This window comes from Bradyrhizobium manausense (genome assembly GCF_001440035.1).
Taxonomy (GTDB): Bacteria; Pseudomonadota; Alphaproteobacteria; order Rhizobiales; family Xanthobacteraceae; genus Bradyrhizobium; species Bradyrhizobium manausense.
Genome location: NZ_LJYG01000094.1, coordinates 139184 through 154700, shown reverse-complemented (window position 1 = coordinate 154700; position 15517 = coordinate 139184). Strand labels below are relative to the sequence as shown.

19 protein-coding genes are annotated in these 15517 nt (G+C 63.7%); 9 read left to right on the top strand and 10 right to left on the bottom strand.

From position 1 onward, the window contains the following. The 3 genes from AOQ71_RS22410 to AOQ71_RS22400 form a co-directional block, all read left to right on the top strand. Nucleotides 1-699, top strand: a 699-nt coding sequence (locus AOQ71_RS22410) for an amino acid ABC transporter ATP-binding protein (protein WP_063958286.1), incomplete at its 5' end; no start/stop codon positions are given. A gap of 13 nt (nucleotides 700-712) precedes the next feature. Continuing rightward, nucleotides 713-1162 carry a type II 3-dehydroquinate dehydratase gene (gene aroQ, locus AOQ71_RS22405; protein WP_057751113.1) on the top strand — a complete coding sequence of 150 codons (450 nt, stop codon included), beginning with the start codon at nucleotides 713-715 and terminating at the stop codon, nucleotides 1160-1162. 6 nt (nucleotides 1163-1168) lie between these two features. Then, nucleotides 1169-2203, top strand: coding sequence for a Gfo/Idh/MocA family protein (locus AOQ71_RS22400; protein ID WP_057751110.1), 1035 nt, complete (start codon nucleotides 1169-1171; stop codon nucleotides 2201-2203). Nucleotides 2204-2319: 116 nt separating this feature from the next. Here AOQ71_RS22400 and AOQ71_RS22395 read toward each other — a convergent pair whose 3' ends face one another. From AOQ71_RS22395 to AOQ71_RS22360, 9 genes are all read right to left on the bottom strand, one after another. After that, entirely contained in the window at nucleotides 2320-2925 is a 606-nt protein-coding gene (locus AOQ71_RS22395; RefSeq protein ID WP_057751107.1) for a sll1863 family stress response protein, read from the bottom strand. Between the two features lie 96 nt (nucleotides 2926-3021). After that, complete coding sequence (locus AOQ71_RS22390; protein ID WP_157083620.1) at nucleotides 3022-3270, bottom strand: hypothetical protein; 249 nt, start codon at nucleotides 3268-3270, stop codon at nucleotides 3022-3024. 84 nt (nucleotides 3271-3354) lie between these two features. Next, nucleotides 3355-4146, bottom strand: a complete 792-nt coding sequence (locus tag AOQ71_RS22385) for an acetoacetate decarboxylase (protein WP_057751101.1) — start codon at nucleotides 4144-4146, stop codon at nucleotides 3355-3357. Between the two features lie 29 nt (nucleotides 4147-4175). Then, a complete protein-coding gene (locus tag AOQ71_RS22380) occupies nucleotides 4176-5342 on the bottom strand; it encodes a DUF3734 domain-containing protein (protein WP_057751098.1) in 1167 nt (388 codons plus the stop codon). A 37-nt stretch (nucleotides 5343-5379) separates the two neighbouring features. Next, nucleotides 5380-5979 (bottom strand): PepSY domain-containing protein, encoded by a 600-nt coding sequence (locus AOQ71_RS22375; protein WP_057751096.1) that lies wholly within the window; start codon nucleotides 5977-5979, stop codon nucleotides 5380-5382. A gap of 23 nt (nucleotides 5980-6002) precedes the next feature. Further along, the gene (locus AOQ71_RS22370; protein ID WP_057751092.1) at nucleotides 6003-6284 is read right to left on the bottom strand and encodes a hypothetical protein; all 282 of its coding nucleotides are present in this window, start codon (nucleotides 6282-6284) and stop codon (nucleotides 6003-6005) included. A gap of 58 nt (nucleotides 6285-6342) precedes the next feature. Further along, nucleotides 6343-6561 (bottom strand): hypothetical protein, encoded by a 219-nt coding sequence (locus AOQ71_RS22365; protein ID WP_057751090.1) that lies wholly within the window; start codon nucleotides 6559-6561, stop codon nucleotides 6343-6345. A 22-nt stretch (nucleotides 6562-6583) separates the two neighbouring features. Beyond that, the gene (locus tag AOQ71_RS46360; RefSeq protein ID WP_167353992.1) at nucleotides 6584-6739 is read right to left on the bottom strand and encodes a hypothetical protein; all 156 of its coding nucleotides are present in this window, start codon (nucleotides 6737-6739) and stop codon (nucleotides 6584-6586) included. Next, nucleotides 6736-6936, bottom strand: a complete 201-nt coding sequence (locus AOQ71_RS22360; RefSeq protein WP_057751086.1) for a hypothetical protein — start codon at nucleotides 6934-6936, stop codon at nucleotides 6736-6738. The genes AOQ71_RS46360 and AOQ71_RS22360 overlap by 4 nt, the downstream gene beginning before the upstream one ends. Nucleotides 6937-7420: 484 nt before the next feature. Between AOQ71_RS22360 and AOQ71_RS22350 the strand changes: the two genes are divergently transcribed. Together AOQ71_RS22350 and AOQ71_RS22345 are read left to right on the top strand one after the other, a co-directional pair. Then, nucleotides 7421-7858 carry a hypothetical protein gene (locus AOQ71_RS22350; protein WP_057751084.1) on the top strand — a complete coding sequence of 146 codons (438 nt, stop codon included), beginning with the start codon at nucleotides 7421-7423 and terminating at the stop codon, nucleotides 7856-7858. A gap of 56 nt (nucleotides 7859-7914) precedes the next feature. Next, nucleotides 7915-8508 (top strand): TetR/AcrR family transcriptional regulator, encoded by a 594-nt coding sequence (locus AOQ71_RS22345; protein ID WP_245317071.1) that lies wholly within the window; start codon nucleotides 7915-7917, stop codon nucleotides 8506-8508. Nucleotides 8509-8548: 40 nt separating this feature from the next. Here AOQ71_RS22345 and AOQ71_RS22340 read toward each other — a convergent pair whose 3' ends face one another. After that, a complete protein-coding gene (locus tag AOQ71_RS22340) occupies nucleotides 8549-9349 on the bottom strand; it encodes a TetR/AcrR family transcriptional regulator (protein ID WP_245317070.1) in 801 nt (266 codons plus the stop codon). 56 nt (nucleotides 9350-9405) lie between these two features. Here AOQ71_RS22340 and AOQ71_RS22335 point away from each other — a divergent pair, with 56 nt between their 5' ends. The 4 genes from AOQ71_RS22335 to AOQ71_RS22320 are packed head-to-tail and all read left to right on the top strand — an operon-like array spanning nucleotide 9406 to nucleotide 15516. Continuing rightward, complete coding sequence (locus tag AOQ71_RS22335) at nucleotides 9406-10185, top strand: sensor histidine kinase family protein (protein ID WP_245317069.1); 780 nt, start codon at nucleotides 9406-9408, stop codon at nucleotides 10183-10185. Continuing rightward, a complete protein-coding gene (locus AOQ71_RS22330) occupies nucleotides 10182-11297 on the top strand; it encodes an efflux RND transporter periplasmic adaptor subunit (RefSeq protein WP_057751075.1) in 1116 nt (371 codons plus the stop codon). Before AOQ71_RS22335 ends, AOQ71_RS22330 begins: the two co-directional genes overlap by 4 nt. Further along, complete coding sequence (locus AOQ71_RS22325) at nucleotides 11294-12370, top strand: efflux RND transporter periplasmic adaptor subunit (protein WP_057751073.1); 1077 nt, start codon at nucleotides 11294-11296, stop codon at nucleotides 12368-12370. Before AOQ71_RS22330 ends, AOQ71_RS22325 begins: the two co-directional genes overlap by 4 nt. Further along, a complete protein-coding gene (locus AOQ71_RS22320; RefSeq protein ID WP_057751070.1) occupies nucleotides 12367-15516 on the top strand; it encodes an efflux RND transporter permease subunit in 3150 nt (1049 codons plus the stop codon). Before AOQ71_RS22325 ends, AOQ71_RS22320 begins: the two co-directional genes overlap by 4 nt. The last annotated feature ends 1 nt before the right edge of the window (nucleotide 15517 follow it).

The window sequence follows — 15517 nt, the reverse complement described above, 5'->3', positions numbered from 1 at the left end:
GGCGGGTACCAGGCTCTCCGTGATGTCAATCTCATCGTGCGCAAGGGCGAGAAGATCGTGCTCTGCGGCCCGTCTGGCTCAGGCAAATCGACGCTGATCCGCTGTATCAACCGTCTCGAGGCGATCGAGCAGGGCAGCATCGTGGTGAACGGTCATCGGCTTGACGACAGCATCAAGGCCATTGATGTCGTACGTCAGGACGTCGGCATGGTCTTTCAGAGCTTCAACCTCTTTCCGCATATGACTGTCCTGCAGAACTGCATGCTCGCGCCCATCCGCGCGCGCCGTATCGGCAAGACCGAGGCGGAAGCGACCGCGCGAAAATATCTCGAGCGCGTTCGCATCGGCGACCAGGCCGAGAAATATCCGGCTCAGCTTTCGGGCGGACAGCAACAGCGTGTGGCGATCGCGCGCGCGCTCTGCATGCAGCCCAAGGTCATGCTGTTTGATGAACCGACCTCGGCGCTCGACCCTGAGATGGTCAAGGAGGTGCTCGATACGATGATCGGCCTCGCCAATGACGGCATGACCATGATCTGCGTCACCCACGAGATGGGCTTTGCCCGCCAGGTCGCCGACCGGGTCATCTTCATGGCTGAAGGCCAGATCATCGAAGAAGGCGAGCCCGAGGCGTTCTTCCGCAATCCACAGCATGCCCGCACCAGGCAGTTCCTTGGCGAAATCCTCGCCCATCACTGAACGGAGTTCTCTTATGAGTCGTCTAGTTTACGTCCTCAACGGCCCAAATCTCAATTTGCTCGGCAAGCGCCAGCCCCACATCTATGGTCACGAGACGCTTGCGGACGTGGAGCGGGACTGTCGGGCGCTGGGCAAGGAGCTCGGCCTGGAGCTTCGCTTCCATCAATCCAACCGGGAATACGAACTGATCGACTGGATCCACGAGGCGCGCGAGACGGCTGCCGGGATCGTGATGAATCCCGCAGCTTTCACCCATACGTCGGTCGCCATCCTGGATGCTTTGAACACGTTCGAGGGCACGGTGATCGAGGTGCATATTTCCAACGTGCACAAGCGCGAGGAATTCCGTCACCACTCGTTTATCTCCAAACGGGCCGATGGGGTCATCGCAGGCTTCGGCACTCAAGGGTACCTGCTCGGCTTGCGGCGTGTGGCCAAGCTGCTTGATGAGACGAAGGGATAGCACTGCATGAGCGCACCCGTCCGCCTCTCGGTCATGGGAGCGGGCCTCATCGGCAAGCGACACATCGAGCACGTTCTCGCGCGGCCGGAGGCGATGCTGTCGTCAATCGTCGATCCGATGCCGGCGGCCCGAGAGCTGGCGGCATCGCTGAAGGTGGACTGGTTTCCGTCGTTTCAGGACATGCTCTCCGGAAATCGGCCGGAGGGGGTGGTTGTCGCCACCCCCAACCAGATGCACGTGGCCAACGGCATGGATTGTATCGCGGCTGGCATCCCGGCGCTGATCGAGAAGCCGCTGGCGGATGAGATCGTCGCTGCGCAGGGGCTGGTCGAAGCCTCGGAGCGGGCGAGCGTGCCGCTGCTCACCGGCCATCACCGCCGGCATAATCCGATGATCCGGCGCGCCAAGGCGGAGATCGACAGCGGCCGGCTCGGCCAGATCGTCTCGGTGCATGGCATGTTCTGGCTGATCAAGCCGGACGACTATTTCGACGTGGCCTGGCGCCGCGAGAAAGGGGCGGGGCCTGTTTTCCTGAATCTCATCCACGATGTCGACCTGTTGCGGTACCTGTGCGGGGATATCGTCGCGGTGCAAGCCGCGCAATCCAATCGGCTGCGCGGAAACGCGGTCGAGGAGACCGCGGTGATCATCCTGCACTTCGCCTCCGGCGCGCTTGGAACGGTCAATGTCTCGGATACCATCCAGTCGCCCTGGAGCTGGGAATTCACCGCCGGTGAGAACCCGGCCTACACCCATACGCAGGAGGCGTGCTACCAGATCGGCGGCACGAGGGCATCGCTGGCCATTCCGCAACTCGACCTATGGCATCACCCAAGCAAGGCGAGCTGGTGGGCGCCGATCGAGCGCGAGCGGTTGAGCTATGAGAAGGCAGACCCGCTTGGTCTGCAGATCGCCAATTTCTGTGGGGTTATCCGCGGTACGGCCGAGCCTGTGGTGAGCGGGCGCGAAGGGCTGAAAACCCTCGGCGTGATCGACGCAGTCAAGCGCGCGGCGGAAAGCGGAGCTCTCGTGCCGGTTTGATACCGAAACGCAGGGCGTCCGCCCGAGATATCTGCGTCTGGAAATGTCGGCCGTCCGAAATTCGCAGGCCGATAGGTGCAGATGTCCCGGGGGATTTGCCTGCCCGTGATTGAGTTTCACCTCGCGCCAGAGCCCTTCAGCGCATTCCAAGCCGCCTGATTGGCCTGATCGAACGCCTTGCGAGACTCGGCGAGCGCTGCGCCCAGCACCGTCCACGACTCGCTGCCGGCCTGCTTCAGCTTCTGCAGACGTGCCTCGGCCTCTGACGCATCGGATTTCATCTGCTTGAGGGCGGCATCGAAATCCCCGGTATGAGTTGCGGCGACCTTGCCGGCCGCCTCGCGGAACTTGTCGGCCGCCTCGCGCCAGGCCTTCGCCTGCGCGGCGGCGATGTCCTTGAACGTAGCCTGCTGCTGCCCGAGCTGCTTGCCGGCGCTCTCGAAGTAAACCTTCATCTGCGCCTCGAAGCCGTTCCACTGCTTTTCGAGCTCTGTCTTGTTGCGTGCCCAGGCTGCCTCGCCGGCTTCGGCTTGTGCCTTGAGCTGCACCTGAAATTCGTCGCGGCGCTTCTTCAGGTCGGCGATGATCTGCTCGGCCTTGACCTTGGACTCCGCCTTGGCCTCGCCCGCCTTGACCTCGAACGAGGCGAGGGCGGCGTCCATTTCGTCGATGCGCTCCTTGGCCCAATTCAGGTAAAAATGCATGCTGCTCTGTTCTGACATGATCGTCTCCGTGACTGTTCGACTTGGATGATGTCCGGGCCTGGCTTTGCTCGTGTTGACTTGGGTCAATTGCCTCGCCGTTTGATGCGCGGTCCCTCAGGCCGCGAGAAAGGGAAGCAACGCTACCTCTTCGTCCCTGGCTGTTGGCCGAGTGCGAGATGGTCCGGAGGCAATCGCCGCGTAGAAGTCGCTCGGGGCCATCAGCTTGGCATCGCCTGGCAGCACATCCTCACTGAAAAGCGCCTCGCAGACGCGCAGGGCGTTCGCATGACGGTTATCTTCCGCGAAGTTGAGCTGGAGACAGTGCCTGGTCTCGTTCCGGTTGGCTTGCTTGACAGGAGACATGCTCAGAAATGTCCATCTCATATGCTTCTTCGTAACGTGCGCGCAGCATCTGTGCATCGCCCCGGATGCGACGCGCAATTGGCGTCAAAAGACCAGGGCCCTCTCACCGGCTCGGATCGAGCCGCGCGCCTGTTGCCGCAGATAGTCATGCACCACCGTTCCGAGGCCGAGCGTGAGGTCGGCGCGGACGTGGACGGCGGAGATGATCTCGAGTACCGGCAGTTCGGCCACGGGCGCCAGCGCATGTGGCGTCAACGCGAGGGCCGCAGGCCCGGTCCAGGCGCCCTTCAGCACGACATCCTCGAGCCGGTATTGAACGAGCTCGCAGATCCGCGGGCTGCCGTCGACGTGCGGGATGATCTTGAGCAGGAAGTTGGGCTCGCTGAGCGCTGCCTTGACTTTCGTCAGATCGGCCTCGCGGTGCTTGTAGCCCATCGTCCCGGTCGCGACGCGCAGCGGGCCGTAATCCAGCGTGCCGATCAGGGTATCGATCTCGGTTCTCAACGTCGGCTGCGCGAGCTTTTTCGGGAAGCCCCATAGCTCGCGCCCGCCGGCAATGGGTCCTTCGTCGTTGAGGAACATGCAGTGCGTGTAGCCGCCCTTGCGTCCGCGGAAGCAGACGGGAATGACTTGCCCGCTTTCCGTATAGTCGCCGAAGCCATTGGAATCGGGCATGCGGATGAACTCGTATTTGACGAGAGCCTCTCGCTCGTCGACCTCCAGCGGCTCCGGCACCACGGCTCGCAGCTTGGCTGGATCGGTGCGATAGGTGATGATCAGGTATTCGCGATCGACGAACCGGTACGGCCCCGGCGGATAAGCCGGGTTCGTCAGCGGCATGGCGAAGGCGCGTTGTTTCACATCAGTCTCGCGCATCAATGTTCTCTCCAGGCGATGGGTTGGGGCTATTCGCGGCCGTCATGTTCGAGATCGAAGGTGAAGACCCCGTCGGGGCTCGTAGGCCGGGCGAGTACCTCGGGATGGCGCAGTGTGCGTAGCGCATCGTGATAGCCGGCGCGCCAATGGTCTTGCATCGACAGCCGCGAGAACTCGTAGTCCTTGGAATGGCCTTCGTGATTGCGCGCGCGATAGATCAGATGAACGATGTTGTAGACGTTGCGGCAGACCGCGGTGCTGAGCAGCTTCACGTCCTCATGCTGGGTGAGATCCTCTGGCAGCCGGCCGAGCAGATCCGTCAGCGCGCGCCGCAGGCGCTGCACCCGCTTGAACTGGTCGGTGCTGGCGCGCGTGCGGCTCGAATACTGGATTTCCTTGTGGCGCGTGACGACTTCGGCCATGTTGCGCGGAAGTTGACCGCGCGCGCTCCAGAGGTCGACCTGGAACGCGAGCATGTCCTGCGGCGCATCAGTTTCGATCACCCATTGCAGCGGCGTGTTGGAGACGAGGCCGCCGTCCCAGTAGTGCTCGCCCTCGATTTCGACGGCCGGAAAGCCGGGCGGCAGCGCGCCGCTGGCCATGATGTGCTCCGGCTGGATGGTATGTGTCGTGTTGTCGAAATAGACGAAATTCCCGGTTCGGACGTTGACGGCGCCGGCACTGAAGCGCGTCAGCCCGGCGTTGAGACGATCGAAGTCGACCAGGCGCTCCAGCGTGGTCCTGAGCGCGCGCGTGTCATAGATGCTGGTCGCATCGCTGGCTCCGCTGGGCTGCAGCCAGGGCAGGATGGGACGGGCGGAGAAAAAGCCGGTTGCGCCACACGTGGCCGCAAGACCGGCGCTCATCTGGTTGATGAGGTTGCGCGTGCTGTCGGTCTTTGCCCAATCGCTGAGAGCGGACCACTCCCACGGCGCCGTCGAAGTGACCTGGGTCCAGAAATCGCGCAAACGGTCGACGCGGGACTCCGGCGGATTGCCGGCGATGATGGCGGCATTGATCGCGCCGATCGAAATGCCGGCGACCCAATCGGGATGAATGCTGGCTTCGTCCAAGGCTTCATAGACGCCGGCTTGATAGGCACCGAGCGCACCCCCGCCCTGCAACAGCAGGGCGATGCAATCGAATGGCAATTGCCGCTGTGCGGATGAAAGCTGTGACCGGGATTGGAAGTTCATGGAGTTTGCTCTTTGAGGATTGATGGGAAGGCCCGTGTCAACGATCGCCCGAAGCCTGCCTTCTGATCTTGGGCGGCTCGAGCATCACTTCCTTCAAGTGGTCCCCGGATGCGACGACGACCACGAAGTTGAGCCTGCCGTCTTGTCGCATCAATCCGCCGGCAAGAGCGTTGCCTCCTGCAGCCTTCTCGGCGACCTGCACGGCATCAGACAATTCCTGCTTGATCCATTTCAGGGCGACGATCTTGGCGAGATCTTCCCGATCGAGCTCCTTGAGTGAAAATGTCGTCTCCTTGCCCGTGACGTCTCCGGTCTTTGCATCGATGGCATTTTCCCAGACGCGCTCATTTCTGAGCGTGCGGATGCGATACACGGGCGGGCCTGCGATCTCGAAGCTGATGTCGGCCGTCTTCGATCCGCTGTGCAGGCGCTCCGCTATCGCCATCGCCTGGCTGAGCGGGACGCGGGTGGTGCGGAACTCCGAAAGCACGCGGCGGATCGCTGCCTCTTCGGCATCGCTCTGCTCGCTCGCGGCCTGCTTGGTTGCATCAGCGGAATTCCGCACGTCAGCGACCGCTGCGGTCGCGGCGAGCGCAGCGGACCACACGATCGCTGCAAACAAATGGTTCTTGGACATCGGATCAATCTCGATTGGGTTGGTCAGTCGCCTGCAACAGGCGCGTGGGCGACGACGATCTCCTTGTCGGAGGGCGCGGGCAGGGGCTGATTGGTATCGATCGTGACCAGCTCCGGTCCCTTCACGTCGGAGTGGATGCGGATTTCAGGCCGTGCGGGATTCGGCTCGGAAGAGCGACCCGGCAGTTGCGCCGGCAGCGCCCAGTCCGCCAACCATAACAAGCAGACCAGAGCTCCGCCCACCGACAGGAAATAGCCGCGTAGAGGAAGCGCGCTATCGATCGGCTGCCTTGCGCGCATGAACATGGCAGATCGTCGGCTCACGACAGCTCGCTCCCGGCAGTGGAATCACACAGTCTCATCTTCAGATGCTCCACGGGCGCGGATGCCGGCGCGCAAGCGCGGCGTCGAGATAGCCGCGCTCGTCGAGCCAATCGGTCGGACAATAGGTTGCGACTTTCGGATCCATGGCGAATCCATCACGCTTCAGCGCCGTCAGCGTACCGGTGACGCCGGTCCACACGGCTTCGCCGCTGTCCGGATCGACTTCCATCACGTCGAACACTTCGATGAAGTTCAGCATTGTCGGGACACCCGGCATCGTTTCAAGCGGCGTGCGTAAAATTGTCGGACTGGGCGGGTGGAACGCCTCTGCGCGCGAGCTCCGCCTCGATCACGTCGAACACATATTCGATCGGCGCTATCCAGGCGTTGACCCAGCAAATGATGCAGTCCCGGGCGATCAGCAGGGCCGGCGTCATCCGATCGTCCTCCGCTCCAGCCTGATAGTGCCGGGCTTGCGCTCGCTGAACGAATGAGCCGACGCGATCATCGCGATCGTGATTCCCAGCAGCAGGCTCAGCGCCACGAGATACATGGCGACGACGATGTTCAGCGATGCGGCGGCAAGTCCGGGCAGCGGATTTTCGCGCATCAATGCGAACAGCACGGTTGACATTCTCCGTCTCCTTAATAAAATACACCGTATAGTTCATATAAATCACGCGCAGCGAATGCTGTCAAGACGAGGACCTCACAAGCGCGTGTGCAGGATCAAGGCGGTGAGGCTCCGCCCGACCAGAAGCCTCGAGCAAAGAAAGGATCCGACATGACGAGATTGACGCAAATATTGTTCGCAGCGGTCGTGATTGCGCTTAGCAGCGCATCAGCATCAGCTCAGGAGAACCAGGGCACCGCGGAGCAGAGGGCGGCCTGTGCGCCGGACGCCTTTCGTCTGTGCAGCGCCTACATTCCGGACCCGTCGGGTGTCGAAGCCTGTCTGCGGCAGAGGAAATCGAACCTGAGCGAAGCGTGCAAGGCGGTGTTCGACCAAGCCAGCACCGGTTCGGCCAGGGGCAGATAAGGATTGATGCCGCAACCGGTGCGGCGGGGTTCCTACCCTGAATTGCATCGGCATCGCGGCAGGAGACAGGAGCGATCTCATGAGCACGGTGTACATACCGGCCCTGGCTGCCTTCGGCGGCTCTGCGTTCGGCGCGCTCTCGACCATCGTCAGCGGATGGTTCAGCGGCCGCCGGAAACGTCGCGAGCTTCATCATGCCCGCTCGTTTTCGAAGCGCGAACAATTGTACCATTGCTTCATCGAGGAGGCGTCACGGCTCTACGCCGAGGCCCTGGTCAATGATCAGGCCGAAATCCCGCGACTGGTTAGCCTCTATACGCTGGTCGGGCGCATGCGGATCTTGTCGAGCAGCGAGGTCGTTCAGGCCGCCGAGAGAGCCGGGCACTTGATCATCGAGACGTATCTCTCGCCAAATCGCACATTCGTCGATCTCCCGAAATTCATCGAGGAGATGGATCCCTTGCGCGATTTCGGCGAGGCCTGCCGCCGCGAGCTGATGACCATTCCGGCGCAGTGAGAGACATCATGCGCAGCCGGATTGAAGGTCGATCGAGCAGCGCCCGCTGTAAGATCGTGCAGGCCGCCATCCATCTCTATGGCGAGATAGGACACAAAAAGACCACCGTTGCTGATATCGCGCAGCATCTGTCGATGTCCTCGGCCAACGTCTACCGCTTCTTTCCCTCGAAGCGGTCGATTGAAGAGGCTGTGGTCGCAGAGCTGCTCGACGAGACGGTGAGTGCTGCAGCTGAGGCGGCCCGGACCCAGGGGCCGGCGCTGCAGCGCCTGGCGGCGATCCTGAAAGCGATTGCCGACTGCAATGAAGGTCGATCGGCGAAGCACCGGCGCGTGCAGGATCTGGTGGCGTTGGCTGCTCGTCAGAACTGGACAGTCGTCCTCGCCTATCACGACAGGATCCGGGGGCTGGTGCGACCAATCATCGGCACGGGGCAAGCACGCGGCGAACTGCAGGGCGGCAGCCCGATGGCGCTGACCTGCTGCCTGCTGGAAGCCATGGACGTCCATCTCAACCCATCGAGGGTCGGCGCTGTGGTGCTGCGACCAAGCTTCGAAGAAATGTTGAGATTTTGTACGAGCGCTTTGCGTCGCGCGCCATCGTTGCAGCCGGCCAAGGTGATACCTCATGGGCAGCTCAGGGCCGGCTGAAGCAGCGTCGCTCGCGCCGAAGACAAGACTGGCCGCAATTCTAGTGCGACCAGTCCGTCTCGCAGGCCGCCAGGAAGAATCCGACGCGCTCGCGCACGAAGCCGGGAAGCTCCTTCTTCAGGTCCTTCGGCGTCTCGCCGACCAGCGAGCGGAACAGCATCGGCAAAAGAATCAAGTCGAGAAAGATCTGGGCGGTGGCGCGGCTTCGCCTGGCGCTGAAAGGGCCTCTCGGGTTGCGCGCGAGCTTCTGCGTGGCGTCGTCCAGCAGCTGGGACACCGCGGCCTGAGAGCGATCGCGCGCGGTGTCATGAACGTTGCGGCTCAGTTCGGGAAATCGCTGCGATTCAGCGATAGTGGCGCGGACCAAGTCCACCGATTCCTCCACGAACCGTTCCACGATTGCGGTCCCGAGGTTCATCAATTTGTCCTCGATGGTGCGGCCTTCCGGCGAGAATCCCTGGAAATCAGTCAATCCCTCGACCGTGCGGGCCACCACCGCCGCGAACAGCGCTTCCTTGCCGGGGAAGTGGGCATAGATCGTCGGCTTGCTCGCGGGCGCGAGTTCGGAGATGTCGTCGATGCTGGCGCTGCGATAGCCCTTTTCCAGAAACAGCTGCTGGGCGGCATCGAGGATGCGCGCCTGCGCGTCGCCGGCCGAATCCTTGGGCGGTCTGCCTCGCTTCGTCTTCTTCATTGTTGGGCCTCCGAAATCACGAGTCTGTGCGTATCGCTTTCCCGCTTGACATGGCCCTGGAAGAAAGGCAAGAAAAAGAAAATATACGGTATAGTTTATTATTCGCCGGGTGCCGCTTGGCAGGCCTGGCGAGCGCTTCCGGACCATCCGGGCCGCGCAGGTGGACGTTGGCCCGATCGTTCGATCCAGATGAGGAGAATGTCGTGATTCCGTTGAACCGAGAACCGCCCGGCTTGCAGGAAGGCACGCTGCTGCGGGAGCTGCACCACAGGGTCAGCAATGGCGTTGACTTCGCCATCGACCTGGTCTCCGCCGCGGCCATCCGGGTCGAGGGAGCGGAAGCCAAATGCGCGCTGAGCGACGTGGTCGAGCTGCTGCAGGGCTATTCCGATGTGCATCGTGCGCTGGCCATGCCCGCGGGCGACACGCTGACCCACGCCGCGACTTACGTCCGCAAGCTCGGCTGTGGCATGCGGCGCGCGGTGCTGGACCGGATGAACATTCAGCTGGCATTCGCGATGCAGTCCCTCGCGCTGCAGCCGGAGCGCTGCTGGTATCTGGGGCTGATCGTCCACGAGCTCGTGATGCACGCGGCACGGCATGCCTGCTTCGAGGCGAGACCGGGGCAGATCAGGGTCAAGCTGACGCGGACCGGCGCGCTGGTGAACTGCGTGATCCTGGACAACGGCTCGCGTCCGGCGCGCGAGGCCTCGGACCGCGAATTGCGGATCGCGCGGGATATCGCCAGAGCGCTCGGCGGCCGGATCGAGCAGGGCCTTGGCACCGAATTCACCTCGATCGTCCTCTCGTTCCCGCTGACCGAGCGCGAACGCGACGCAAACTGGACCATCGCGACGCGCCAGATGAGGGCGCCGCGCCGCACGCGAGCCACCGCTTCGACTGACACAGCGCTCGCTTCCCGCCGATCCCAGGATCCGCTCGCCGGGCTCTTGACGCTGTCCCATCCGACGGTCGCGCCATGACCAGCCGATCCTCCCATCCGATCATGGCGCCGCGTGCGGTGAAGGTTTTCGCCGCAGCGGGCGCGCTCATCAGTATCGCACTGAGCGGCTGCAATGATCACGCGGCGCAGACGGCGACGCGGGCCACGCTGGTCCGGACCACGATTGTGCAGCCGCGCGACCGGCAAGGCGCCATCACGTTGACGGGAGAGGTCCAGGCCCGCTTCCGTGCCGATCTTTCCTTCCGCGTCAGCGGACGTGTGGTTGCTCGCACCGTGGACGTTGGTGCTCACGTCAACAAGGGCGACGTCCTCGCCCGGCTCGATCCGGCCGAGCAGGCGGCCGACGTGGATGCTGCGACCGCGGCAGTGGCCTCCGCCGAAGCTCAGCTGCGCGTGGCGAAGGCAACGTTCGAGCGCCAGAGCGCGCTGATCGCGAGCGGCTTCACCACCCGCACCGTCTACGATCAGGCCCAGGAGGGCCTGCGAACGGCGGTGGGCGTGCTGGAAGCAGCCCGGGCGCAGCTCGGCACCTCGCAGGACGCGCTTGGCTATACCGTGCTGCGCGCCGAAGCCGACGGCGTCGTGACCGCGCGAAATCTCGAGGTCGGCCAGGTCGTGCCGGCCGCGCAACCCGTGTTCTCGCTCGCGCAGGACGGGGAGCGGGATGCCGTCTTCGAGGTCTATGAATCCGCCTTCCTCGGCCAGACCGACAGCCGCCGCGTCACGCTGGCGCTCGTCTCCGATCCCGATGTGACAGCGGCGGGCGAGGTGAGAGAGATTTCACCTGTGATCGATGCGAAGAGCTCCACGATCCGCGTCAAGGTGTCCATCGACAATCCGCCGGCCGCGATGACATTGGGCAGCGCCGTCGCCGGAACGGTCAAGGCGAAGCCTCAGAACGAGATCGCCTTGCCCTGGAGCGCGCTGATGGCCGCGGGCAGCAAGCCTGCCGTCTGGACCGTCGACCCCAGGACGCAGACGGCGTCGCTGAAGCCGGTCACGGTCGGCGCATACGAGGCCGGACAGGTGCTGATCAAGGCTGGCCTCGAGCCCGGTGAGCGCGTCGTCGTCGACGGCGGCAAGCTCTTGAGCGTTGGCCAGTCGGTTACTGAAGCGGGAGGACGGTCATGAAGCGACCGATCATGATGATTGCCGGCACGCTCGCGGCGGCCTCGCTGCTCGCCGGGTGTCAGCAGGAGACGAACGCGCCGGAGTCCGTGCGCCCCGTGCTCTCGATGCTGGCCAAGCCTGATAGCGGCGACAGCACAATTGCCGTCGGCGTCGTCGAGCCGCGCTACAAGACCAACCTCGGCTTTCGCGTGCTCGGACGGCTGACCTCGCGCCCGGTCTATGTTGGCGACATCGTCGGCGAAGGACAAATCATCGGCACGATCGATCCCACCGCGCTCGATCTCGCCGTTCGCGCCGCCAAAGCCCAGCTTGCGAAGGCTGAGGCGCAGCTTGCGACGGCCAGGGCCACGGAGGAGCGGCAACGGACGCTGATCACCAGCGAGGCGACCACGAAACAGACGCTCGACAATGCCGAGCAGGCGCGCGCCGGAGCCGAAGCGAGCGTCGCACAGGAGCAGGCGAGCCTGACGAAAGCAATCGAGCAACTCGGCTATGCCCAGATCAAGGCCGATTTCGGCGGCGTCGTCACCGCCGTTGGTGCGGAAGTGGGCCAGGTGGTCTCGCCCGGTCAAACCGTCGTGACGGTCGCGCGGCCGGACATTCGCGAGGCGGTCGTCGATATCGGGGAAGACTTTCCCGTGCCGCTCGAGGTGGGGCTCGCCTTCACCGTCAGCCTGCAGCTCCTTCCCGCCGTCGAGGTGGAGGGCAGGATCCGTGAAATCGCGCCGCAGGCGGATGCGCTGACGCGGCTGCGCCGCGTTCGGATTGCGCTCGAGAATCCGCCCGAAAGCTTCCGCCTTGGCGCGACGGTCACGGCCAGGCTCGGCAAGGACCAGGGCAAGGTCTTGCGCCTGCCCGCATCAGCGGTGCTCAGCAAGGACGGTGCCGAATTCGTCTGGGTGGTCGATCAAACCACCGGCACCGTCTCGTTGCAGAAGATCGACGGCGTCGCCGAACCGGCAGGCATCCGCGTCACCGGCGGGCTTGCCGCAGGCGCTCGAATCGTCACCGCCGGAGTTCACAGCCTCAAGCCGGGACAGCACGTCCGCATCCAACAGGATCAACAGCCATGAAGTCGTTCAACCTCTCCGACTGGGCGCTCGGCCATCGCTCGCTCGTCTGGTATTTCATGATCGCCTTCATGGCGGCCGGCCTGTTTGCCTATCTCCAGCTTGGGCGACAGGAGGATCCTGATTTCACCATCAAGACCATGGTGATCCAGGCGCAGTGGCCGGGCGCCTCGCCCGAGGAGATGACCCGTCAGGTCACCGACCGGATCGAGAAGAAGCTGGAGGAGCTGGAATCGCTCGACTACACCAAGAGCGTGACGGTCGCGGGCCAGACCACCGTGTTCGTCTACTTGCGCGATTCGACCAAGGCCGCCGACGTCAAGCCGACCTGGGTGCGCGTCCGCAACATGATCGCTGACATCAGGGGCGATTTTCCCCAAGGCGTGATCGGGCCCGGCTTCAACGACCGTTTCGGCGACGTGTTCGGCAACGTCTATGCCTTCACCAGCGACGGCTTGAGCCAGCGACAGCTGCGCGACCAGGTCGAGGATATCAGGGCCAAGGTGCTGACGGTGCCGGACGTCGGCAAGGTCGACATTCTCGGTGCGCAGGACGAGGTGATCTATCTCGAATTCTCCACCCGCAAGACCGCGGCGCTCGGCCTCGATGTCCACGCCATCATGAATTCGCTGCAAGGCCAGAACGCGGTGGCGCCATCAGGCGTGTTCCAGGAGGGGCCGGAGCGGATCAGCGTCCGCGTCAACGGCCAGTTCACCTCTGAGGCGAGCCTGAAGGCGGTTAATCTGCGCATCAACGACCGCTTCTTCCCGTTGACGGATGTCGCGACCATTACGCGCGGCTATGCCGATCCACCATCAACGCTGTTCAGATACAATGGTCAGCCCGCCATTGCACTTGCGATCGGCATGAAGTCCGGTGCCAACCTGCTCCAGTTCGGCGAGGCGCTGAAGAAAGAGATGGCCGGGATCATCGCCGACCTGCCGATCGGCGTCGGTGTCCATCTCGTTGCCGACCAGCCCGTCGTGGTCGAACATGCGGTCTCTGGCTTCACCGAAGCGCTGTTCGAGGCCGTGATCATCGTGCTCGGCATCAGCTTCCTGAGCCTGGGCTTGCGGGCGGGGCTCGTGGTCGCCATCGCCATTCCGCTCGTGCTCGCGATCACCTTCGTGGTGATGGCCTATTGCGGCATCTCGCTGCAGCGCATTTCGCTGGGCGCCCTGATCATCGCGCTTGGCCTCCTGGTCGACGATGCCATGATCGCGGTCGAGATGATGGTGGCGCGGCTCGAGATCGGCGATCCGCTCGAAAAGGCGGCCACCCACGTCTATACGTCCACCGCGTTTCCGATGCTGACGGGAACGCTTGTTACCGTGGCCGGCTTCATCCCGATCGGGCTCAACAGCAGCAATGCCGGCGAGTTCACCTTCACCCTGTTCGTGGTGATCGCGGTATCTCTGATCGTCTCCTGGATCGTGGCCGTCTTGTTCACCCCGCTGCTCGGCGTCACCATCCTGCCGGCCAGGATGAAGGGACACCACGAGCAGAAGGGCCGGATAGCTCAGCTGTTCGCGCGCCTGCTCTTGTTCTGCATGCATCACCGCTGGAGCACCATTGCGGTGACGGTCGGCGCCTTCCTGCTCGCTGTGTTCGGCTTGCAGTTCGTGCAGCAGCAGTTCTTCCCGTCGTCCGACCGTGCCGAGCTCGTCATCGACTGGAACCTGCCGCAGAATGCCTCGATTACCGACACCAACGCCCAGATGACTCGCTTCGAGCGCGAGCAGTTGCAGGGCAACGATGCGGTCGAGCATTGGTCCACCTATGTCGGCACCGGCGCGCCGCGCTTCGTGCTGTCGTTCGATGTTCAGACCGCCAACACCTGGTTCGGCCAGCAGGTGATCGTGACCAAAGGCGGCGTCGCCGCGCGCGAGCGTCTCAAGTCGCAGTTCGAGGACTATTTGCGGAAGACCTTCCCCGGCACCGACACCTACGTCAAGCTGCTCGAGGTCGGCCCGCCCGTCGGCCGTCCGGTGCAATACCGCCTGAGCGGGCCCGATATCGCTGAGGTCCGCGACCTCGCGCAAAAGCTTGCCGGCGTCGTCAGCAGCAGTCCTGACCTCGGCAACGTGGTGTTCGACTGGATGGAGCCCGCGCGTGTCGTCAAGGTCGACGTGCTCCAGGACAAGGCGCGCCAGCTCGGCGTCACCTCGGAAGACATCGCCACCACCCTGAACTCGGTGCTCCAGGGCACGCCGGTCACCCAGGTGCGTGACAGCATCTATCTCGTCAATGTCACGGGCCGCGCGACCGCAGCGGAACGCGCCTCGATCGATACACTGCGCGACTTGCAGATGCCCGGGCTCGGCGGCCAATCGGTGCCGCTCGGCGCCGTCGCCAATCTGCGCTACGAGCTCGAGCAGCCCACGATCTGGCGGCGCGCACGGATTCCAACGATTACTCTCAAGGCCGCCGTCGTCAGCGATGTGCAGCCGAAGACGGTCGTCGACCAGCTCGCGCCGAGGGTGGCGGAATTTGCCAAGCAGCTGCCCGCGGGTTACGCGATCAAGATCGGAGGCTCGGTGGAAGAGAGCGCCAAGAGCCAGGGGCCGATCATCGCGGTCGTGCCGTTGATGCTGTTCGTCATGGCGACCGTGCTGATGGTGCAGTTGCAGAGCTTTTCGCGCCTGTTCCTGGTGTTCGCCGTTGCGCCGCTCGCGCTGATCGGCGTCGTCATGGCCATGCTGCCGAGCGGTGCACCGCTGGGCTTCGTCGCCATCCTCGGCGTGCTCGCCCTGATCGGCATCCTGGTGCGAAACTCCGTGATCCTGATCGTGCAGATCGAGGATCTGAAGAAGGAGGGGATGCCGGCCTGGGAGGCGGTGGTGGAAGCAACCGAGCATCGCATGCGACCGATCCTGCTCACGGCTGCCGCCGCAAGTCTCGCGCTCATTCCGATCGCGCGCGAGATTTTCTGGGGTCCGATGGCCTACGCCATGATGGGTGGCATCATCGTCGGCACGCTGCTGACCCTGCTGTTCCTGCCTGCCCTGTATGTCGCGTGGTTCAGGATTCATCCTGACCAGGCGGATGAATCACCTTCACATGCCGACGAAGCCGTTGCGCACGAAGCACCGGCCGAACAGAGGCCCACGCACGACACGCCCGAGCCTGTGCTCGAGCCCCAAATCTAAA